The 22,992-nt window shown below is 42.3% G+C and carries 19 protein-coding genes; 5 read left to right on the top strand and 14 right to left on the bottom strand.

The genetic code is table 11. The features are described from left to right. Positions 1-13: 13 nt before the first annotated feature. The gene (locus tag H9Y05_RS06065; RefSeq protein ID WP_216713768.1) at positions 14-865 is read left to right on the top strand and encodes a hypothetical protein; all 852 of its coding nucleotides are present in this window, start codon (positions 14-16) and stop codon (positions 863-865) included. Here H9Y05_RS06065 and H9Y05_RS06060 read toward each other — a convergent pair whose 3' ends face one another. From H9Y05_RS06060 to H9Y05_RS06030, 7 genes are all read right to left on the bottom strand, one after another. Beyond that, complete coding sequence (locus H9Y05_RS06060; protein ID WP_216713767.1) at positions 866-1,699, bottom strand: ABC transporter permease; 834 nt, start codon at positions 1,697-1,699, stop codon at positions 866-868. Beyond that, entirely contained in the window at positions 1,696-2,601 is a 906-nt protein-coding gene (locus H9Y05_RS06055) for an ABC transporter ATP-binding protein (RefSeq protein WP_163490207.1), read from the bottom strand. The genes H9Y05_RS06060 and H9Y05_RS06055 overlap by 4 nt, the downstream gene beginning before the upstream one ends. A 184-nt stretch (positions 2,602-2,785) precedes the next feature. Then, the gene (locus H9Y05_RS06050; RefSeq protein WP_163490208.1) at positions 2,786-3,007 is read right to left on the bottom strand and encodes a hypothetical protein; all 222 of its coding nucleotides are present in this window, start codon (positions 3,005-3,007) and stop codon (positions 2,786-2,788) included. Between the two features lie 78 nt (positions 3,008-3,085). Next, complete coding sequence (gene tyrS, locus H9Y05_RS06045) at positions 3,086-4,375, bottom strand: tyrosine--tRNA ligase (RefSeq protein ID WP_216713766.1); 1,290 nt, start codon at positions 4,373-4,375, stop codon at positions 3,086-3,088. A 133-nt stretch (positions 4,376-4,508) separates the two neighbouring features. Next, a complete protein-coding gene (locus tag H9Y05_RS06040; protein WP_163490210.1) occupies positions 4,509-5,051 on the bottom strand; it encodes an inorganic diphosphatase in 543 nt (180 codons plus the stop codon). A gap of 35 nt (positions 5,052-5,086) precedes the next feature. Further along, complete coding sequence (gene gldA / locus H9Y05_RS06035) at positions 5,087-5,995, bottom strand: gliding motility-associated ABC transporter ATP-binding subunit GldA (RefSeq protein WP_163490211.1); 909 nt, start codon at positions 5,993-5,995, stop codon at positions 5,087-5,089. Between the two features lie 152 nt (positions 5,996-6,147). Further along, entirely contained in the window at positions 6,148-8,751 is a 2,604-nt protein-coding gene (locus H9Y05_RS06030) for a M1 family aminopeptidase (protein ID WP_163490212.1), read from the bottom strand. A gap of 209 nt (positions 8,752-8,960) precedes the next feature. Here H9Y05_RS06030 and H9Y05_RS06025 point away from each other — a divergent pair, with 209 nt between their 5' ends. Continuing rightward, positions 8,961-9,428, top strand: coding sequence for an acetyl-CoA carboxylase biotin carboxyl carrier protein subunit (locus H9Y05_RS06025; protein ID WP_163490213.1), 468 nt, complete (start codon positions 8,961-8,963; stop codon positions 9,426-9,428). A 41-nt stretch (positions 9,429-9,469) separates the two neighbouring features. Next, a complete protein-coding gene (locus tag H9Y05_RS06020; RefSeq protein ID WP_163490214.1) occupies positions 9,470-11,569 on the top strand; it encodes a type IA DNA topoisomerase in 2,100 nt (699 codons plus the stop codon). Between the two features lie 73 nt (positions 11,570-11,642). On the opposite strand, the gene H9Y05_RS06015 is transcribed toward H9Y05_RS06020, so the two are convergent. The 5 genes from H9Y05_RS06015 to H9Y05_RS05995 all read right to left on the bottom strand — a co-directional run bounded on the left by H9Y05_RS06015 (position 11,643) and on the right by H9Y05_RS05995 (position 18,235). Beyond that, positions 11,643-11,912, bottom strand: coding sequence for a hypothetical protein (locus H9Y05_RS06015; protein WP_163490215.1), 270 nt, complete (start codon positions 11,910-11,912; stop codon positions 11,643-11,645). A 5-nt stretch (positions 11,913-11,917) separates the two neighbouring features. Beyond that, positions 11,918-13,306, bottom strand: a complete 1,389-nt coding sequence (locus H9Y05_RS06010; protein WP_216713765.1) for a collagen-like protein — start codon at positions 13,304-13,306, stop codon at positions 11,918-11,920. Between the two features lie 18 nt (positions 13,307-13,324). Further along, positions 13,325-14,632, bottom strand: coding sequence for a gliding motility-associated C-terminal domain-containing protein (locus H9Y05_RS06005; protein WP_216713764.1), 1,308 nt, complete (start codon positions 14,630-14,632; stop codon positions 13,325-13,327). A 137-nt stretch (positions 14,633-14,769) separates the two neighbouring features. Next, the gene (locus H9Y05_RS06000) at positions 14,770-15,507 is read right to left on the bottom strand and encodes a GLPGLI family protein (protein WP_216713763.1); all 738 of its coding nucleotides are present in this window, start codon (positions 15,505-15,507) and stop codon (positions 14,770-14,772) included. Beyond that, the gene (locus tag H9Y05_RS05995; protein WP_163490219.1) at positions 15,485-18,235 is read right to left on the bottom strand and encodes an outer membrane beta-barrel protein; all 2,751 of its coding nucleotides are present in this window, start codon (positions 18,233-18,235) and stop codon (positions 15,485-15,487) included. Before H9Y05_RS05995 ends, H9Y05_RS06000 begins: the two co-directional genes overlap by 23 nt. 197 nt (positions 18,236-18,432) lie before the next feature. Here H9Y05_RS05995 and H9Y05_RS05990 point away from each other — a divergent pair, with 197 nt between their 5' ends. Together H9Y05_RS05990 and H9Y05_RS05985 are read left to right on the top strand one after the other, a co-directional pair. Then, complete coding sequence (locus H9Y05_RS05990) at positions 18,433-18,732, top strand: hypothetical protein (protein ID WP_163490220.1); 300 nt, start codon at positions 18,433-18,435, stop codon at positions 18,730-18,732. 34 nt (positions 18,733-18,766) lie between these two features. Continuing rightward, a complete protein-coding gene (locus tag H9Y05_RS05985; protein WP_216713762.1) occupies positions 18,767-20,986 on the top strand; it encodes a hypothetical protein in 2,220 nt (739 codons plus the stop codon). A 51-nt stretch (positions 20,987-21,037) separates the two neighbouring features. On the opposite strand, the gene H9Y05_RS05980 is transcribed toward H9Y05_RS05985, so the two are convergent. Together H9Y05_RS05980 and H9Y05_RS05975 are read right to left on the bottom strand one after the other, a co-directional pair. After that, entirely contained in the window at positions 21,038-21,916 is an 879-nt protein-coding gene (locus H9Y05_RS05980; protein WP_216713761.1) for a hypothetical protein, read from the bottom strand. A gap of 331 nt (positions 21,917-22,247) precedes the next feature. Further along, positions 22,248-22,991: a LytR/AlgR family response regulator transcription factor gene (locus H9Y05_RS05975; RefSeq protein ID WP_163490223.1), complete on the bottom strand. Its 744-nt coding sequence runs from the start codon at positions 22,989-22,991 to the stop codon at positions 22,248-22,250. Position 22,992 lies beyond the last annotated feature (1 nt).

The raw sequence follows: 22,992 nt of genomic DNA, 5'->3' as shown, positions 1-22,992 counted from the left end.
CCAATGCATTGTAATGATTAAAAATTTCCTCAAAGACCATTTTCTTATTCTAAAAATCAGGAATCGATTCAACCCTTCTGTTCAGATTACCCAACGACAATTATTCCTGGATTATCAGAAGCGGGCGGAAAAGAATGAATTGCCGGCATTTTCCGATACCGGGTTCCGGGTGTTTTCCCAGTTTGAAGAAGACGGACTGTTGTTGTTTATCTTTTCTGTAATTGGTATGGAAAACAAACAATTCGTGGAAATTGGATCAGACGATGGTGTGAACAGTAATTCTGCTAACCTGTATTTTAATTTCAGATGGCACGGGCTATTCATTGACGGAAATCCCAAAGCGATAAAACGGGGAAAAAAATTTTTCAGCAAGTATCCGCACACATGGTTTTACCAACCGACCTTTGTTTGTTCAAAGGTAAACCGGGAAAATGTCAATGAATTAATAACAAGTGCCGGCTTCAGGGGTGAAATCGGGCTGTTATCCATTGACATCGACGGAAACGATTACTGGGTATGGGACGCAATTACTGTTGTTGATCCGAAAGTGGTGATCATCGAAACACACAATGAATTCGGGATGGAAAACATCGTGGTTCCGTATGATCCACATTATTTTTACCCGGGAAAACATCCTGTTTATCACGGTGCGTCACCCGTTGCGATGACCAAACTGGCCAATAAAAAAGGATACCGCCTGGTGGGAGCCAATGAACTGGGATCCAACTTTATTTTTGTCAAAAACGGACTGGCCGATGAGCTGATCCCGGAAGTGAGCGTCGAATCGGTCTTGAATCACCCTTCCATTCAGAAAGGACATCAAACATTCCTTCCGATCAAAGATTGGGAATACATCCGGCCGTGATTACAAATCGCGTTTTTTCAGTAACCGGTACGACAGCCAGATAAACAGCGCGGTGTAGAAAACGGTAGAAAGGACAAACATCCAATCGACGGATGAGGACACAAAAATCGATTTTCCGGTGATAAACCCTTGTGGATTCATTGTCGGGAAATTGATCAGGTTGGCAGAAGACTTCAGCGGTAAAAAATTACTTATAAAAAAGCCTTCCGGATCTATATTTCCATTGTTGCGCGCCATGATGATCAGTACTTCAACAACACTGATGATTCCTTCAACGACCCACCAGACAAACAGTCCCAGCAGGGAAAAAGCGCTTTTTCGAAGCAATAAGGCCAGGAACAAACAGAAAGAGAAGAAGAAAGCTAACTTTATAAAGTAAGCACCGATGAATTCAACACCTCTGAAAACAGCATCCTGCGAATTGGAAAAAACAAATCCGAGGATCAACGAAATCGCAAAAACAAATAGGGTGGAAACGGCTGCAAAAATAAAATTTGTCAGGAGTTTAGATTGTAAGAACTCTTTTTTACTCAATCCGTCGATGAGGTTTTGTTTAAGTGTTCCGTTGGAAAATTCATTGGTAACATTCATGATGACAATGACCCCCAGGAAGATTTTTCCGATGGCAACGACGTACGCAATGTTTTGCCAGATGTCCGGAAAATTGAAAAATCCAAGTTGAGCGATGTCCAGTTCTATACCGCCGATTTCCGGTTTAATGTAGGCCAATACTACACCAACAGCAGCCAACATAAGGAAGTATAGGATTGTAAAAATGCGGGCTGATTTATAATAAAAAATCTTGTTCCACTCAATATTCAGTAGTCGTTTCATCCGTTTTGATTTTTGGTAATTTGTAAAAATTGCTGTTCCAGGCTTTCTTTTCGTTTCACAAGGTGTTTGAGTACAATCCCCTGCTCAAACAATTGCTTGTTCAGGACTTCCCCGCTCAGGTCTTCTCGCAGAATTGCTTTCAGCAAACCGTTTCCGTTTTCGGAAGAAACCCGGTCGAAATGGGGCAGGGAAAGCAGTACTTCTTGCAAGCGGTGGTTGTCACCGGAACTGATTTCAAAATACCCGAACCCGGCAGTCATTTCATCTACACGACCACTGTAGAGCGTTTTTCCTTTTTCCAGGATGACGACATGTGAACAGACCTTTTCCACTTCATCGAGTAAGTGACTGGCGAGAATAATGGTGGTTCCCATGGATGCGATCTGCAGAATAAGTTCCCGGATCTGAATGATTCCCTGCGGATCCAGCCCGTTGGTTGGTTCATCCAGGATCAATACCTCCGGATCGTTCAACAGTGCTGCCCCAATTGCCAATCGCTGTTTCATTCCCAGTGAAAACGTGCGAAATTTATCGTGCTTTCGGTCAAACAAGCCAACGAGTTTTAGTTTTTCGTCAATTTTATGTTTTGCAGCACCTTTGATTTGCGCAACGATTTCCAGGTTTTTTTCAGCAGACAGGTACGGATAAAAATTCGGACGTTCGATGATGGCCCCGATTTTTTTGAGGGAATTGGTCGTAGGATCTTCTCCGAACCATTTCCAGGAGCCGATTGTCGGATTAACAACATTCAGGATGATTCCCAATGTTGTTGATTTTCCGCTTCCGTTTGGCCCGAGCAATCCGTAGATATTGCCTTTTTCTACGGAGAAACTCAGGTTGTCAACGGCAGTCATTTTTCCAAATTTTTTGGTCAGGTGGCCAATTTCAAGCACTTTTTCCATAAGTATTTTTCGTACAAAGTTGTTCGTTAAATGTATTCATTATTTTGATTCCGTTAGTAACACAATACAGAATACAGGAAAAGTAACGCCGATTTTTATCATTTGTTATGATTGCATTACGATAGGGCATAAAAAAACCACCTGTGTTTTTCACAGATGGTTTTTATTCAGCGTTTTGCTTGAATTATTTCTTAGCTGCGCAACAAGACTTTGCTGATGTAGAACCAGAGCAAGATTTCCCTGAAGTTGTTGTTGTTGCAGTTGATGACTTTTTCTCGTCTTTCTTCTTTTTATCCTTATCTCCGTTGTTTACAACTGTATAATTAGAAGACGTTGCAGCGTAAACAGCGTTAGAAACGTATCCTCCAGCTACAACAAGAGCCAATGCCAATGCGATCTTTTTCATAATTTTAATTTTAAGTTTTGTGCTACTAATGTATACTTTAATTGTGTTTTCAACAAATTTTTAACAGAATTTTATGCTTTATTCCACAATTAAGATGTAATTATTCTTTTTTCCTTTTCCAAGTAAGACATATTTCCCATTGATCAGGTGCTCATCGGAAAAGGCAAATTCCTCACCGACTTTTTCCTTATTAACAGAAATGGCACCTGCTTTTAACTCTCGGCGCACTTCGCTGTTGGAAGACAGAAAACCTGTCTTTCCGGCCAGTGCATCGAGGATTCCGATGGATTGGAACTCTTCTTTTGAGATCGTTGCCTGTGGAACTCCTGAGAAAACAGCAAAGAAATCACGTTCTGACAAGGCCTTCAGATCGTCAGACGTCGATTTTCCAAACAAAATATTGGATGCGGCGATAGCTGTTCTCAACGCTTCTTCTCCATGAACGGCAATTGTGATATCTTCTGTCAGTGCTTTTTGAAGCAAACGCAAATGCGGTTCTTCCTGGTGCTTGCTGATCAATGCTTCAATTTCTGCTTTTGGGCGGAATGTAAAAATTTTGATGTAGTTTTCTGCATCAGCGTCACTTGCATTCAACCAGAACTGGTAAAATTCGTACGGACTGGTTTTTTCCGGATCCAGCCAAATGTTCCCGCTTTCGGATTTTCCGAATTTCGTTCCGTCTGCCTTTGTGATCAACGGACAGGTCAGGGCGTATGCTTTTCCGCTTTCTTTCCTGCGAATTAATTCCGTTCCGGTAGTAATATTTCCCCACTGGTCGGAACCACCCATCTGCAACGTACAGTTTTTTGCTTTGTACAAGTGCAGAAAGTCATATCCCTGAACCAGCTGGTAGGTGAATTCTGTAAAACTCATCCCGTCGTTGGCCTCTCCCGTCAAACGTTTTTTAACGGAGTCTTTCGCCATCATGTAATTGACGGTAATGTGCTTTCCGACATCGCGGATGAACTCCAGGAATGAAAATTCCTTCATCCAGTCGTAATTGTTGACCAATTCTGCCGCGTTGGGCGCATCGGAATTAAAATCCAGGAATTTTTCCAATTGCTTTTTAATGCTTTCCTGGTTGTGACGCAATGTGGCCTCATCCAGCAAGTTGCGTTCGTCGGATTTTCCGGAAGGGTCTCCGATCATCCCGGTAGCACCACCAATCAGCGCCAGAGGCTTATGCCCTGCATTTTGAAAATGCTTCAGCAACATCACACTTACCAGGTGACCGACATGCAATGAATCCGCTGTCGGGTCGATTCCAACATATGCTGAACGCATTTGTTCCAGCAAATGTTCTTCCGTACCCGGCATTACGTCATGGAGCATTCCTCTCCAGCTTACTTCTTCTATAAAATTTTTCATTGATGAAACGGTATTGATCCTCCTGTTTGATTCCTCATTTCAATGTCCGAAAAGTGCTCATGTTGAACGAGGAAAATAGATTCAACTCCCCCTTTGGAGGGGCAGGGGGAGGAATGGGAGGACGATTTATTAGTTATGCTTTTACAGCAAATTTCTCTTTGTAATCAATAACGCTTTGCTCGAAAATGCGAATTGCTTCTGCTTTGTTCAGGAATCCTTTTACCTCTGTTGATTTCTTTTCCAGTTTTTTATAATCTTCAAAGAAAACGCGGATTTCATCCAAAACATGCGGATTCAAATCCGACAAATCGTTGATGTGATTCCAGTTTTTATCACCTTTTGCAACAGCAATGATCTTGTCGTCCATTTCTCCTCCGTCGATCATTTGCATCACACCGATGATTTTGGCTTCAACCAGGCACAATGGCACAATCTCAATATCAGACAAAACAAGGATATCCAATGGATCTTTATCATCGCAATAAGTACGTGGAATAAACCCGTAATTTGCAGGATAGGACATGGTAGACGCGATCACTCTGTCCAGCAGAATCATTCCCGTTTCTTTATCCAGTTCATATTTTGCTCTGCTATTTTTAGGTATTTCAATGATTCCTGTTACTACTTCTGGTGCGTTTTCTCCGAAAGAAACATCATGCCATGCATTAAAACTCATGTTGTCAGATTTTAATTGTGATTGTTTATTTGTATTTACTTTTTATTGGTCGTCAGTTCTTTAAAAACTTCTTCCAATGATTTTTCTTCAATTTTTAATGTCAGTGTCAACCAGTTGTTGTCAGAAGCATACTTGGAAATAACCCTTCTCAGGTCGATTTCTTCAATTGTTTCCAGCAACCATCCACCTCTTACCTGTTCCACTTTTCGCACATGCGGAACTTTCTGCAGTTGTGATTTGCTGATTTGGTCTTCAAACTCAACATAAACAGTTTGAACAGTTGTCCGCTTTTGCAATTCGGAAGCTTTGTTATCGGCAACAATTTCTCCTTTGTTGATGATCACCACCCGGTCGCAGATTGCTTCCACCTCTTGCATGATATGCGTGGAGAGCATCACTGTTTTTTTCTTCCCGATGGACTTGATCAAATCGCGGATTTCCACCAATTGATTCGGATCCAGACCAGAAGTCGGTTCATCCAAAATCAACACCTCCGGATCATGAATAATGGCGGCCGCCAAACCAACCCGTTGACGGTATCCTTTGGACAGCATTCCGATTTTCTTCCCTTGTTCGACTTCCAGGCCAACTGCTTTGATCATTTCCTCCACACGTTGCCGCACGTTTTTGATTTTGTAGATGTTCCCTACAAATTCGAGGTATTCTTTTACGTACATGTCCAGGTACAGCGGGTTGTGTTCGGGCAGGTAGCCGATTTTTTTACGCGTTTCGAGCGAATCGACATCTACCGGTATGCCGCACACCTTTACTTCTCCTTCGCTGGCAGGAATGAAGCCGGTAATGATCTTCATGGTTGTGGATTTCCCGGCACCGTTAGGTCCCAAAAAACCAACAATTTCTCCGGAATTAACCGTGAAGGAAGCATCTTTTACCGCGGCTTGCTCACCGTAATATTTGTATAAATTTTTTACCTCAATAGACATGCAACAAGCATTTTGAACGCACGAAGATACACAATATTGAGTTTTTTATGAAAAGAAGGAGTATTTTTTGTCTGCTTTTCTAAAACACGGAGTAACAAAAAACCACGGATAAAATATCCGTGGTTCAGATGATCTGTATAGTTGAACAGAAACTAGTCTTTCAACCCCTTGAATTTTTTAGACAATTCTTCTAATTGTTTAATGTTCTTTTCTGCTTTTACAATTCCCGCATTGTCTTTGTTTTTTTCCACTTCCGCAAGTACAGCCTTTTCTGCATTTAAACGCACATCAATTTGTTGCAACAGGAAGTCAACGTTTTGAGGAAAGAACATTTTGGTGTACATCCCGCCACTGTTTTTCAAGTAATTGTATGTATCAAATGATTGTTCCATTAATGCATTATCCTGTCCTGAAAGATAGCTGGTAAACAGGTTCATCATTCCCAGCTCGTCAAATCCGGACATGGTTCCATTGGTCAGGTTTTTCTGAAAGAAAGAGAACTTGCCTGCATCTCCGTTTTCGGCGTACAACCCGGCAATTCCGACAATCATATTTGTGGAACGTTCATTTTCCAACTCAGCAGCCTTTTGCATCGCCAATGTCGGATTCACCTTTCCAAGGTATTTCAGCGCAGAGGAAACGACGCTGTACGAGGAGTCTTTCAGTGAAGCCAGGTAAATGGATTCAGCATTTTCTACACCCATTCTGTCAATAAAGTTCAATGCCGCAGCACGTACCGATGATTCCGGATCGCTTGTTGCCAATGCTTTGATGAGTTCAATTGCCTGCTGCTTGTTTGCATCTTTCAATCGGACAGCCTTTTCAATGGCCGTACTTCTGATAGACCAGAACGGATCTTTCAAGGCGTCCAGAATCAGTTTTTGTGCTGTTTCGTCTATCTTTTTCGTTCCAAAGTTCAATGCACGTGTCCGCGTTCTCCATTTTTCGGAATTATAGTATTGCTCGACAAATTGAGCTTGTGGCTTTTTCTCGTTTACTTCTGCCAGCAATGCTTCCTGGTAATCTGTGATCACTGTTTTAAGTGTTCCTCTTACCGGGAAACGAAATTCATTCTCAATTTTATCAACGGTCACATTGTGAACCTGTTTTCCTTCCGAATCAACAACCGCAATTTGCATCGGCAATTTAAAAATAGGGAATTCCGCCAGGTTTTGTTTTTGCGCAATCGAAACAATGACCTGCCCGTTTTCTTCCCGTTGATTGATGTCTAATGTCGGATGACCGGAAGCCGTAAACCACTGTTGGAAAAACCAGTTCAGGTCTTCACCGGTAACTTCTTCAAATGCCAATCGCAAGTGATGATACTCGGCAGCTTTATACTTGTTATCAGTCAGGTACTTGTTCAGTGAAAGGAAAAACGCTTCATCACCGACGTAACTTCTCAGCATGTGCAGGATACGTCCCCCTTTGTTGTAAGAGTGACCATCAAACATTTCTTCTTTTTCGTCGTAATCATACCAGATCAGGTCATGATAACCCTGCATCTGTGCTTGTTGCAAGTACCCGTTTGCCTCAGAACTTGCATGAAAATCCGCTTCATCTTTTCCGTGTTTGTATTCATCCCACAGGTATTGCGAATAATTGGCAAATGCTTCGTTTAACGGGAGGTTGGACCAGGATTCGCAGGTTACCAGGTCGCCAAACCAGTGGTGAAATAATTCATGTGCAATAATGGATTCACTTGTTCCGTCCAGTGATTCACGATCCGTTTTGTAAACAAAATCACCAAACACAACCGCTCCGGTATTTTCCATTGCTCCGGAAACGTAATCTCTCACAACAATCTGGTGGTATTTATCCCATGGGTATTCAACGCCTAATTTTTCAGAGAAGAATTGAATCATTTCAGGTGTATGTCCGAAAATGGATTTGGCATATTTTTCCCATTCCGGTTCTACGTAATAATGAACATCGATTTTTTTCCCGTCCTTTCGGGTATACGTATCTTTTACGATTTTAAATTCACCGATTCCCAACATAAACAGGTACGGAGCATGTGGCAATTCCTGTTTCCAGTGGTCGGTTCTTGTTCCATCTGTGTTTTTCTTGCTGCTTACCAATTTTCCGTTGGAAAGCGTTACAAATTTATCTTCAACGGTCACAAAAATTTCCTGTGAGGTTTTTGCGTTTGGTGCATCAATGGTCGGGAACCAGACAGAACTTGCTTCCGTTTCTCCCTGCGTCCAGATTTGCGGCATTTTATTGGCTTCTGAGCCGTCATTGTTGATAAAATACAATCCCTTATCAGAAGTGATTGCTGCGCTTCCTCCCGTTTTACGTTCGTTCGGTTTGGCAATGTAGTCTACAACGATGGTGTACTGCTCATTGCGGGTATATGTTTTTCCCAGTTTAATCTTCAGGAAATCATCTTTGTAGGTGTATGTCAAATCCTTTCCGTCGAGTTTAACAGAGTTAATCGTCATTCCTTTTGCATCCAGAATCAAGCTGTCGGAAGGATAAAAATGAGGTTTTGCAGTGATGGTTGCTTTTCCGTACAAATATGCCTTTGCCCAATCCACGTTTACATCCAGACGGGTGTGGATCAGGTTGGTAAGAATGGTTTCAGAGGCGTGAAAAACAGCACGTTCCGTAGGAATACTCTTGGATGGCTCTGCCACCTCTGTGGTCGGAGGAGGAGTCGGAACTGTCGCAACAGGACTGATGGGAGCATCCGTTTTCTTTGCTCCGCATGCTGTGAGCACTAATAGGGCAACTGCAAAATATGATTTTCTCATTTTCAAAAGTAAATTACATGGACAAAAATGCAAAAATTAATAGAACAGCAGATAAAAATGTGACGAATGGTCAGGATTTGTTGTGGAAAAGGTCCTTTTCTGTTTCGGGGTTTGTTTTTAGCGATAAACAACGGAAATTCTCAAATACAGGGATGACAGTATAAAATGAAAGCAATGATTCCTTATCTTTGACAAAAAAACACAGGTAAATGACACACGCGAAATGGAACTTTGACGGACAGGAAACACTTGCAAGCGATGGTGCTGTTATTAAATGGGAGGATGAGACTTTTTTCACGATCTCCTACAACGGGAATACATTTTTCGGAGAGATCTTAGAGGAAAATACAGAGAGCAACCTCTTAAAGTTAAAAATCAACCACCGCGTTTTTACCGTTGGTAAAAAAGGACCGTTAGATGAATTGATTTCTTCCCTTGGGATGGACGTGCCGAAAGTTCGCAAGTTAAAAGAACTGCAGGCTCCAATGCCGGGACGTATTGTTAATATTGCTGTGCAAGTCGGGCAGGAAGTGAATGTCGGAGATGAAATCTTATCATTGGAAGCCATGAAAATGGAGAACGTTTTGAAAGCGGAAGGAACAGGAATTGTAAAAGAAATTTTTGCAAAACCGGAACAAGTGGTTGAAAAAGGGCAGGTGATTATTGAATTTGAGTAAATCTTTTATCAAGATAATTTTATAGAATACAGATTCCCCGAATGAAACTTTGTATAGCCGAAAAACCTTCTGTTGCGAAAGACATTGCTGAAATTATCGGGGCAAAAACCCGTCGTGACGGATACTACGAAGGAAACGGCTATGCGGTTACATGGACCTTCGGACATTTGTGCACCCTCAAAGAACCGCACGATTATAAAGAATCCTGGAAGTTTTGGAGGTTGGAGGATTTACCGATTATCCCCCCTAATTTCGGAATTAAAGTCATCAAAGACAATGGAGTCCAAAAGCAATTTACAACTATTGAGAACCTGGTCGCACAATGCGAAGAAGTGATCAACTGCGGGGATGCCGGGCAGGAGGGAGAGCTCATCCAGCGTTGGGTGTTGCTGAAGGCAAAATGCAAGGTTCCGATCAAGCGTTTGTGGATTTCTTCATTAACAGAAGAAGCAATCCGGGAGGGGTTTGATAAACTAAAAGATTCCACACAATACGATAATTTATACGCGGCAGGGAGCGCCCGTGCTATTGGTGACTGGATGTTGGGAATCAATGCAACGCGGCTGTTCACGGTTAAATTCGGAAGAGGACAATCAACCTTATCTATCGGACGCGTACAAACACCGACGCTGGCATTGATTGTGCAGCGGCAGAAAGAAATTGATGCATTTCGGGGAGAAGACTACTGGGAATTGAAAACCAATTACCGGGAAACAGAATTTCTGTGTCAGATCGACCGGTTGAAAACGGCGGAAAAAGCGGAAAAGGGACTGGAATACCTCAAAGACAAAGAATTTGAAGTAACATCCTTTGAGCAAAAAGAAGGAAAAGAAGGTAATCCGCGCTTGTATGACTTGACGTCTTTACAGGTGGAATCCAATAAAAAATATGGGTATTCGGCAGATGAGACACTACGTCACATTCAAAGCTTATACGAAAAGAAAATCGTGACTTATCCACGTGTGGATACAACTTACTTGTCAGAAGATTTACACCCGAAAGTTCCGGGAATCCTGCGTCAAATGACTTATTATTCCCGCTTGACGGAAAGTCTGCTCACACAACCGATCCCCAAACTGAAATCCGTTTTCGACGATAAGAAAGTAACGGATCACCACGCCATCATCCCAACGGGAATCGTACCTTCCGGCATTACTCCGGATGAGCAGAAAATATATGACCTGGTTGCACGACGCTTCATTGCGGTCTTTTACCCGGAATGTAAAGTTTCAAATACGACCGTCATGGGTAAAGTTGGTGATTTACAGTTCAAAGCAACCGGAAAGCAAATCATCGAACAGGGATGGCGGGAAGTGTATGCTGATATGAAGGCAAAAAAGGAAGCGGAAGAAGATAAGATTATGCCTGCATTCACCGAAGGGGAGAAAGGGCCTCACGAACCGTTCATTCACCAGGGGAAAACGACTCCGCCGAAGTATTACACGGAAGCAACATTGCTGCGGGCGATGGAGACGGCCGGTAAACAGGTAGAAGATGAGGAAATGCGGGAACTGATGAAAGACAATGGAATCGGGCGTCCGTCTACGCGGGCAAATATCATTGAAACGTTATTCAAACGAAAATACATCGAGAAAAAACGAAAGAATATTATTGCCACACCAACCGGAATCGCATTGATTGATACCATTCAGAATGAGTTGTTGAAAAGTGCTGAGCTAACCGGATTATGGGAGCGAAAACTGAGATTGATCGAAAAAGGAGAATACCAGCCGGATGTATTCAAACAGGAGTTGTACCAAATGGTACGTGAACTGACCGATGAGGTAATTTTTAATACAAGTGCGCAGTCCTTCAATATTGAAGCTGCACCTGCTCAAACGGCTCCCAAGCGCGAGCGAAAACCCGCAGAAAAAGTGAACCTGGAAGAATTGGATTGCCCGAAGTGTAAATCGGCAAAAATTATGAAAGGTAAATCGGCAGTGGGATGTTCTGATTTTAACGTTTGTGGGTTTAAAATACCATTTGAATTATTGGGGAAAAAATTAACCGAAGCACAATTAATTCAGTTGATAACGAAAGGAAAAACAAACCAGATAAAGGGGTTTGTGATTCCGGGAAGCAGTGAACCGAAGAACGGGAAATTGATTTTAGATGCTACCTGGAATGTGGGATTGGAATAAAAGTCAATTGTGAATTATCAATCTGTTTCAATCAATAACCCACAATTGACAATAGTATTATAAGCTGGTTATTCTATTCAGCTTGTTGCCGTTTTGAAGAAATCGCGGAAGGTTTCTTTTCACTGGTACTTCCGGTATTTTCTTTTGATTCCGTTTGCTGTACCTGAATTGTTTTACGGGTTGAGTTTAAAGGGACTGCTGTTGCCGGACTTTCTTCTGCCGGTGTGCCAACTGCCGAATGCTCTTCCGAAACGGGAACTTTTCGATTACTGCCGGAGGTTTGTTGAGAAAAAGATGTTGCGGAACAAATACATACAACACCCATCAAGATAATCGTCTTCATAATCATCAGTTTAAAACCATAATTGTCATTTCTCCGGGGTTAACATCAGTTGAAGGGTTTCCACCAATCGTTACAGTAGATGTTCCCGAAGACCTGTTTGTTCTAAGATCAATAGTGTGCGTTCCTGCCGGAAGGCTGATCATTGTGTTAAGCGCACAGATACCAAGCCCTGTTGTAGCAGATGTATTGGTTATAAACATTCGGTTCCACCCACCATTTGCCAACGGATTTCCATTCACATGCACAACCATATCAACGGTCGAGTAACCAGTTGTTGTCATCGTTGTGTTTAATGCCCCGATACTTGCCCACACAATTACTGTTGCAGGAGCAGCTAACGTAAAAGTTTGCGTCATACCAGGTTGTAGTGTTAATGCAGTAGACGCTATATTTGTTCTACCCGCAGTTGAATAAACGTGGTATTTTTGAATAACTCCGGATGGTCCTTGTGGTCCGGTTGCCCCTGCTGGTCCAGCAGCTCCAGTAGCCCCCGCTGGCCCTTGTGGCCCTGTTAAATTAGCCGTCGTAAAACTGGTTCCATCACTGTAATTAATGGTAAACGTACCATTTCCATTATCGACAGTGGAAACAACACCAACGCCATTTGTCCCATTCGCTCCTGCTGGCCCTTGTGGCCCTGTTAAATTAGCCGTCGTAAAACTGGTTCCATCACTGTAATTAATGGTAAACGTACCATTTCCATTATCGACAGTGGAAACAACACCAACGCCATTTGTCCCATTCGCTCCTGCTGGCCCTTGTGGCCCTGTTAAATTAGCCGTCGTAAAACTGGTTCCATCACTGTAATTAATGGTAAACGTACCATTTCCATTATCGACAGTGGAAACAACACCAACGCCATTTGTCCCATTCGCTCCTGCTGGCCCCGCCGGTCCTTGTGGTCCCATAGCTCCAGTTGCACCTGCTGGTCCTTGTGGTCCTGCCGGTCCTTGTGCACCCGTTGCTCCTGTTGTCCCCGCTGGCCCTTGCGGTCCGGTTGCTCCAATCGCTCCGGCAGGCCCTGCCGGTCCTTGTGGGCCTACTGCTCCTGTCGCTCCTGTCGCACCAGCGGGTCCTTGTGGTCCTGCCGGTCCCTGAGGGCCGGTTCCACCGGAATTACATAAATTTTGCCAGGCTGCAGCAGTACTTTCGTAAAAGAAAAAACAATCTACATCGATATCGTAAACAAGTAATCCTTCCGTGGGAGTTGCAATTGCTGTTCGTTGAGCGGTTGTCAAACGAGGCACCAATACTCCCTGATTGGTTGATTGTATGTCCAATGCAGCATTCGGGTTTGGAGTTGTTGTTCCGATACCGACATTGTTTTGTGAGAAAACAGCAGATGTTGTCAGACCAAGAACAAGTGCGTATAGTGAAAGTTTCAGGGTTTTCATAATTCGTTATTTAATAGATTATTTATTTCCGTTTATTGTGATGTGGCCGTGTTTAACAACATCCGTTGTATTTTGTTTTGCTTTCAGTGAATAAAAGTAAACACCGTCACTGCATTTATTTCCATTAACCGTTCCATCCCATGCCTGATTCGGATCGTTGGTTTCAAAAACGAGCTCCCCCCACCGGTTGGCAATGAACAAATTAAAATCCGTCAGACCGGAGGACGTAATAAAAAAAACATCGTTGACCCCGTCACCATTTGGGGTAAACACATTGGGAATGCTAAACGGATGTGTTGTATTGATCAAGGCATACTGAAAATCACTTGTTGGAAACCCCCAGCTATTCTTCTGGATAAATTTGAAATTACCGGAAGTGTTTTCAGAGGTGTTGGTAACATCCTTCCATTGTTGTTCGGAACCATACCAGTGAGCAAAACTTGTCCAGTCATTATCTGCTGCAGGAACAAAGAAGAGTTTAATATCCGGATCAGAAGTACCGCTTACCCGGTCAATGGAATGGAAAAAAAGCGGGTTTACCACATCAATGGTCGATTCATGCTGTGCCAGGAAATAATTTTCATTGTCGGTGGAGAAGTTATTGAAACGCACTTCATATACCTGTTCCGCCGCTGTATTCGGATTCATCATCACCGGCCGGTAGCGACGTGTACCATCACTCGAACCTACAGGAAACAGGTAATCTGTCTGCTGATTGGTTTTTCGAATGAGAAAACCGTTGGTTGAGCTGCTTACAAAGCCTTCATTGTTGAATGTTGTTGCATTTGAAATCGCAGTCGGGGCAGTATTGTCAACCATGAAGAGATGAATACCGGTATGTAATTCCCGGTCATTTAAATTCAACACACCTGTTGTTCCGGTCGTTGCGTTTACATTTACCAGTGTTTTTCTTCGATTGGTGTTTGTACCGTTCCCGGAAAGGGTCAGGTTGTTGAACGTTGTCATCGTTCCTGTAGTGGATGTAATCAATTGTTCAGTGTTTCCGAACAAAATCACTTCACCGGCATTTCCGTTAAATGTAGCATCATTGATCCAGTCTTGTTCTACCCGGTAGATCCCGTTTCCCGAAACAATGGAATTGGAATTGATCTCAAAATTTCCGGGTTGGGCAAAAGTAGAATTTTTTGTTGCTGTCAGCGTACCCTGATTGGTTAGCTGTGTTGCATTGGAGAGTGTTATGCCACCATTGCAATACAACACTCCGCCAGTACTTACATGTAGTGTTCCGCCGTTTGAATAGATGGTTTGCGCATGTATAAAAACAGATGGGATGGAACAAATAAGAGTTAATAGTTGCTTTTTCATTTCACTCATAGATGGGTTATACCATCACAGACGTAAAATGCTGTTTAAAGGATGCATGAATGTGAAATTATTAAACCGTTAAGGGTTGTTTGCACAAAAATTTCATAAACCAAGGTGTTCAGAAGGTGAAAATACGGTTAATACCACCTGAAGAATCCGGCAATCATCCCCTTTGCCATCGGGGTATTTCCCATTTGGCGGGTAATTTCATCAGCAAACCCTTGTTTGGTATAGACTTTTGTTTTTCCGGTATCGTATTTAAACGCGCTGTCTTCCACTTTTGTGAATTCAACGGATTTAGCAAAATAAACAACCCCTCCGTCTTCCGTTGCCAATCCTAAGATTGTTCCGGGTAAGCCGCTAAATGTCTCCGGTCCGACAGAAGGAACCAGTTCTTCCGCGTACCACGCATACAGGTTAGTGGAATCGTTCTTGCGATAAATAGCCATGCGACATTCATAACCGGCCAGTTTTCGGGTGTTGTCTGTCATTGTCCACGAAATTTTATTGACCGTATCCTGGATGAAAATTTTATTTCCCATCATGTCGAGCATGGTCATCCGGTCTTTTGTGACATGGTTTGAGTAAACGGTGTTTTTAGTACTCAACATATCAGCCGGATTGTTTGTCATGGCCGCTTTTGGGACAAAAACAGATCCGTTTTCATTGAAAGTCAGCACAAACTCATCGACGTTGTATTTCTTTTCCTCTGCGATCTGTTTCAGGAACGGCGGCAGGTTCGGAATTTTCAACAAATTGGTCTTGCGTTCATACACAATCTTTCCTGATTCGATAAATTGTCCGAATCCAAGGGTGATGGTCAACAGGAAAAAGCCCGCTGACATTATTGATTTAGAAAGGGAATTTCGGTTCATCTTCTCGTGTCTTATTATTGTTAAATCGATACGTCAGTTTCAATAAGAAATAACGTGTAATTACTTGTGTTCTGTTGTCAACAACCATGTTTCCGGTTACGGTACGTCCTGCGTTCACATTTTGATTCAGAATGTCATTTCCGATGACGGACAACAACAGGTTTTCCGTTTTCAGGAATGTTTTTCCGATCTCAGCATTCCAGATGAAATAACTCAGGTTGTATCCATCTGCCAGCTGACCGTTGATGGTGTATCGGAAGTCGGATTTAATAATAAACCCTAATGGCATTCGCCAGGTAATGCGTCCGTTGTAGACCTGAACACCATAAGGGGTATTGGACGCGGTGCTCAAAGAACTCTTCGGACTGTTCCAGTCGTAACGCCCTCCGATGTTAAACTCCAGTGAATCCCAGAAGAAACGGAATTCTCCACCCCCTCCGATGTTGATGTTATCCGTTATGTTTTTCTCGTTGTTAATGAAATTGGAGTAGTGGTTGTATCCCGCAATAATGTTCGGATGTACCTGGATTGTTTTTCCTTTCAGCGGAATCCCTGCACCCCCATATACGCTTCCGTAGAAGTTTCCGTCCACATTGACTGTTTGTGTCACCATCCGTCCGAATTGGTCATACGTGGTTGAGCTTGCAAATGCATTGTTATCCAGGTATAAATTTGTTCCTGCCCAGATAAAACTTCCTTTCATCGGGTTCCAGGAATTGAACCAGGCATTCAGGCTGTGTCCGTAGTTTGGAACCAGGTCCGGGTTACCGATTTTTAACCTGTTCGGATTGGAGTTGTCCTGTACCGGTTGCAAATCATTGATGGCAGGCTGGTTGGAATAGGTATTGTATGTTACCTGGAATTGTTTGCTCATGCTCGGCCTGAACTGGTAACGGGCACTTGGTAAAATGTTGGTGATGTTTTGGTGAATGCTGTTATTGTTGACCATATTGATGTTGGCAATATCCACATTTCTCACATCTGCACGAATGAATGCCATGTGCTTGGTTTTGTCAAACTGGAATTTCAATCCTGCTTTGTGCTCATTTCTGTTGGTTTCAAAAATGTTGGATAAATCAGCGCGGTACTCCGAATACGTTCCATTGGCAAAATCGTATGTGGATTTATCCTGGTCAAAATTTTCAATTTTGTAGTTGTACATGATCGTTCCTTTGAACAGTTCCCCCAATGGTTCGGTATAGGATGCAAAGAAGTTGTTAGTCATCTCTGTATTCAGGTTTCCTTTCGACTGATCGACCGTGTCGTTCAACATTGGAATGGCAGGAATGGTTGTACGAGTCAACAGATTTCCAGCAGTTTTGTTATCGACATAATTAAAGTAATAATCCACTTTTACTTCGCGTCTCGGCTTCATGAATTTTCGTGTCAGACTCATGGTCAGTTCACCGTCAATTCCTGTAGATTTGTTTTTTGTATTGGCGAATGACTGCAACGAAGGAATACTGTCCTCTCCCAGATAGCTCGTCAGGGTATTGTTGTCTGTAAATCCTTTGTCAAAGCGAAATGTTGGACGTACAACTAAATTGGTGAGTGAATCCAGTTGAGAATCCAATGAGAAATTAATCGTGTGACTTTCATTTCGCGAAAGATTGTTGGTTGAATCATCCGTAAAGTAAGTGGTATCTGTCAAAAAGAATTTTGTCCGGCTTCCGGAATACGTTTGCAGTTCCGTGTTATAATACGTATAGTTGAAACCGATTTTCGTATTTTTCTTTTTACCGATTTTGTCGGAGAAATAGATTCCGGCTTTCAATGTTCTTGGAATCCCGTTGGCAGAATTGTTTTCAAACGGGTTAAACGGATTGCCGTCAGTTGATTCATTGTCGAGTCCGAACCGGTTGGCGTCTCCCCATCCGAAATTGGACCGGGGGGTGTTTGTTCCCAACGCAAATACGGACAACTTTTGTGTACTGTTGAACCGGTTGAAGAGTAATTCTCCTTCGTAATACGGACGTTTTATATTGGCGAGTCCGAAATCGGAGGCTGCGGATGCTTTTCCGAAATACCCTTTCTTGGCATCGTCTTTCAGTTTCAGGTCGAGTACTTTTATTTTATCTTCACTTCCAAATTGCCCGACATCTGTTTTCTCATATACTTCCACCGTTTCAATGGCATTGGCACCTAAGTTTTTAGTGGCAATGGTCGGGTCGCTTCCAAAGAATTCATCCCCGTCGACTAAAACTTTTGAAATTTCCTGTCCCTGGGATTTGATTTTTCCATCCTGGTCAACTTCAATTCCGGGAAGTCTTTTCAATAAATCTTCCACAACGGCATTCGGTCCTACTTTGAATGAGTCGGCAATATATACGAGGGTGTCACCTTTAAAGTAAATAGGATCTTTATAGGCGTAAATAACCATTTCTTCAATCTCGGTAGCTTTGTTGGGCATTTTTATAAGCGGGATGTCAATTTCCAGGTTTTCAGGATTACCGATAATGAAAAAACTACGCTCATCGTATTTTGGATGGCTGATGGTTAACATGAACGTGTCCATCGGAAGGTTGTTCATTTCAAATTTTCCGTCCTGATCTGTTCGTTGAAAACCCAGCAAAAGTGAATCCTTTACACGAACCGCCATGGCAAGTGAATTGGGTAGGGGAGTGACACCATTTGTATCAACGACCACACCGGAAATACGCATTTCCTGCCCGAAAGAGGTGTACGATAAAAACAAAGTCGTACATATAATTAAAAGTCTGTTTAACATGTTCAGTTGAAATTACCGAAACAAATGTAGCGATTCAATATAAACAAGCGAAAAAGAATATATTAATGGTTGAATGACGGTGTTGAGTGGTTGAATAAGCGGTTTATTCTGTTCCAAAAGAAATTTTCGTTAAATTTTTATTGATATATTAACATTTGATTAACTTTATAACAAAATAAAACGATAACTCGAAGCTTATGAAGAAATTAACACTCCTTTTTTCTGCGGTTTTAATAAGTATCAGTGCATTTTCGCAAAGCTATAAATATAGCTTTTCAATAGAAGGTGTAGAAGATGCAGTAAGGGGAAAAGAGGTAATGGGGGACTATGTACATCCCTTTTTTAATTCAGGAGGAAACAGCCTGGTCAGATTTAAATTCTACGTTGATACAAAAACGTACAAAGTTGAAACCAAACAACAGGTTTCAGAAGAATCACTATCCGATTATTTTAATGACAAAGGATTGACAGTTCTATCCTTTAAGGAGGAGGAATAACAACGCAAGTTCAAAAACAAACGAAAACCACTTTATGAAACAAGGAACGAAGTTCAAAAAAACGAGACTGCTTTTTTGTTCTCTGGTTTGTCTGGTACAAACAACCGTCATTGCCCAACCGGCAAATGATGCATGTGCAAATGCCACAACATTAGCATGTGGCACAACTAATTTAGCAGGTACAACTGTATCGGCAGCCCAAAGTCCTGCGGATCCGGCCGGGTGTGCAAGTCGCCGGGGTGTTTGGTACCGGTTTACCGGAGATGGCCAGCAAACAACAATCTCATCAACAGCGAGCGGATGGGATCATGAAATGGTTATCTATTCAGGAGCTTGTGGTTCACTTACAAATATTGTTTGCAGGGATAATAACGGGTCAGGAGGAACAGAAACGTACACGTTCACAACGGTTAACGGTACAAACTATTTGATATATATTGCGTACATGAATACAAATGGGAATGCGTCAGATACTGGTCCTTTTACCATTTCCAGAACCTGTTTGGCAATAACAGTACCACCGAATGATGCATGTGCAGATGCGGTTAGTTTACCGTGTGGAACATCCAATTTATCAGGGACAACTAATTTTGCGGTACAGGGCCCTGTTGACCCGGCCGGGTGTGCAAGTCGGTATGGTGTCTGGTACCGGTTTACCGGAGATGGCCAGCAAACAACGATTTCGGTGACACCAACAGGATGGGATCCGGAGTTGGTTGTATATTCGGGTTCGTGCGGTTCACTTACAAATATTGTTTGCAGGGACGGAGGCTCTTCGGGAGCAGTAGAATCCTATACGTTTGTAACGGTTAACGGTACTACTTATTATGTATATGTGGGCCACTACAGCACAAGTGGGGCATCAACAGATACCGGTCCTTTTACCATTTCCAGAACCTGTGTGCCGGTAATACCACCGGCCAATGATGCGTGTGCAGATGCGACGAGCTTACCATGCGGAACGAGTAATTTATCAGGAACGACCAATTTTGCGGTACAGGGCCCTGTTGACCCGGCCGGATGTGCAAGCCGATATGGTGTGTGGTATCAATTTACGGGAGATGGTCAACAGACGACAATAACGGTTCCGGCAACTGGTTGGGATCATGAATTGATTATTTATTCAGGTTCGTGTGGTGCGCTTACGAATGTTATATGTAAAGATGATGACGGAACCGGCGGAACGGAGACATATACATTCATTACTGTTTCCGGCACATCCTATTATGTATACGTAACCTATTATAGTACAAGTGGAACATCGACGAATACTGGTCCGTTTACCATTTCACGATCCTGTATGCAAGCGCCTGATATTGCTCAACCCGGAGGGCAGGTTTGTGATGATGCGGAACCGTTTTGCACAGATGCTTCGATCTTATTCCCGAATATAACAGGTGTTACATCGGCACAAACAGGACCAAATTATGGTTGTGTGACATCAACATATAACCCGGTGTGGTATTACATGGAAATTCAAACAAGTGGAAACCTGCAACTGACTATTTCCCAGGAAGATGTTAACGGAACAGGTATTGATGTGGATTTTACGATGTGGGGACCGTTTACAAGCCCTACTGCAGCTTGTAATTCAATTGAAGCGGGAACAGCACCAATCCAATCAGGTTATTCAGCATCTGCTACTGAAACTGTTGGGCTAGGGGTTCAGGGAGGAAGCTATTTGAGCAATACAGGCTGTATCGGGGTAACAACTCCTCCTGCAGCAGCAGCAGGAAACACCTATGTTGTTATGATTACAAACTATGATGGAGATCCGGGGTATATCAGCTTCTCACAAACAGGTGGATCAGCTGCAACAAACTGCAATATTGTTGTATTAGGTGATATATTACAATTTACAGGGGAGAATAAAAATGAAGAAAATAAATTGTATTGGGAAGTAGACCATGAAATGAACGTGTCACATTATGTTCTAAACAGAAGTACAAACGGAACAGATTGGACAACAGTAAAAACGATTCCCAGCGAAGGGGTGTTTGAGTCAGATAAAAAATACGAGGTAACGGACAAAAATTACAGGTATGTCCAGAATTATTACCAGGTTATTTCTGTAGATTACGACGGAAATGAAGAAAAATCACAAATTATTTACATCAATAATGCAGAAGATGGCAGCGGGAAAACGCTATTAAAGATTGTAAATAATATGGGGCAAACGGTAAATGAATCCTATAAAGGATTGAAAATTTACATTTATTCCGATGGCACAACCCTGAAGAAAATGTCTTATTAATTCGTGATCGGGGGTAAGAATCCTGGATACTTGTCCCCGGCACAATTCAAATCAATTAGAAGCAGCCGCTCCTTTGACAGAAATCGGTTCAAAGTAAGGATTAAACTCTGCCATAAAAGTTCCTTTCGGTGTGGTAAAGCTAACCTCGTATTTCAACAATTCATCGTTTTCCCATACACCGTTGACGCTGTGAATGACATCCAGCAAGGGATCATATTTGCGGTTTTCCACCTGGATAACAGCAAACTGTTCCAGGATCTTTTTTGTTTCCAGTGAACGGATGGTTCGCGCAATGAGAAAGGTATTGAGCATGTGCGTCAAAAATTCATTTTGTTCGTACGAAGGTCGTCGGGACATTTCCTCATCAAAAAACGTATAAAATTCATTCTCTTCCTCGGTCGGACCATAATTCGGATAGAGAATCGATTCCCGGGTGATGTAGGATTTAAAAATCCGGAGCAGATCCGACGGGAATTCGTAGGATTGTGTAATGGTAAATCCCGTTACCGTATCACTGGTTCCGAAATTTACATCCGCATAATAAACATTAGAGGTTCCTTGCGTTTGAATACTGTATACGTGGTGTTCAATGTATGCAATTTTTTCCTTGCTGTTGGCAATCACATTTTTCTGGTTGTTGATTTTTTCTTCCAGGTCTTTGTCAAACCTTCCCGACTGCTCATTTTCAAACTTGATTTCATACAGTGAATCCAATAGTCGGTGGTGGTAAGGCTTGATCAATGTTGAAGGAGCAAAAACCAGTGATTGATACACAACACTGGAATCTTTGTAAGAATCACGAATGTATTGGCTGACGGCATTTTTTCGTTTCTGGGAAAGGTCTTCCCGGGTTTCTGTAGGAGTATACTGCAAACCACAGGCAGAAATCAGTACGAGCGCAACCAGGGAAACAACCAATGAGATTTTCATGCAAAATGTTTTCTCAAAAATAATGATTTTGTTTTTGGTGAACAATTTGATAACCGAAGATTAACAATCTTACGTTATTTCTTTCAGAATGACGGGCGATGTAAAAGAAAACGAATACGATTTAGCGGAATGATTAAACAACAACAGGGCAGCTTAACAAGCTGCCCTTATTTCATCTGTGTAGTTGTAGTTTATAATTTCCTTTTCCTTGTGAATCGGTGGCGAAGATAGTATCTTCTTTCCATGCACAGGAACAGGTGAGGAGATTCGTCGGTGAATAATTAATAAGTGTCTGTCTTTATTTTATAACCGAAAAATTAGCATTTGTTTTTTACATGTTCTGAATGTAATTTAACACCAATTCTTTTCGTCGGGAAGAAACCGGAATCTTATCCCCATTGCTATTGACCAATACACCGTTTTCACCTCTTTCGTAGCGAATCGCATGTTTCATGTTAACTAAAAAGCTTTGGTGGACACGTAAAAAGTACGATCGGTTGATCAGTTCTTCGTAATCAGACAAGGTTTTGGAAACCATTATTTTTTGCTGGTCCTTGAGATAAAATTTGGTGTATGATCCGCTTGCTTCACAGTACAAAATATCGTCAATGGGTACGATGTGGATGCTTTCGGTTGTTTTTAATGCAATAGTGGCACTGGGTTGTTCCACTCGAAAATGCTGCATGAATAGATCCATTCTGTCTGCGATCTTTTCCCGTTCAATTCTTTTTCCGGCCCGTTTTACCGCTGCTGAAAATTCATCGAACATAATCGGTTTCAACAGGTAATCCAACGCCGAAAACTTAAATGCCTTCACAGCAAATTCCTCATAAGCGGTGATAAAAATAACGGGAATGTCTGTGTACACCATGTCGCGGAGTACCTCGAATCCGTTTCCATCCTTTAGCTGAATATCCAGCAGGATTAAGTCCGGTTTTTGTGCTCTGATACTTGCCCCCGCAGTTGCAACACTTTCGGCTTCTCTCAGGCTAAGGTTGTCAAACTCCATTCGCTCCAACATTTTTTTGATGGTTCCGCGTGAGTTTTTTTCATCGTCAACAATCAGTATGTCCATG

The organism is Taishania pollutisoli (genome assembly GCF_014518315.1).
Taxonomy (GTDB): Bacteria; Bacteroidota; Bacteroidia; order Flavobacteriales_D; family Crocinitomicaceae; genus Taishania; species Taishania pollutisoli.
The sequence above is the reverse complement of the archived record's forward strand: the minus strand, read 5'-3'. Positions and strand labels throughout refer to the sequence as shown.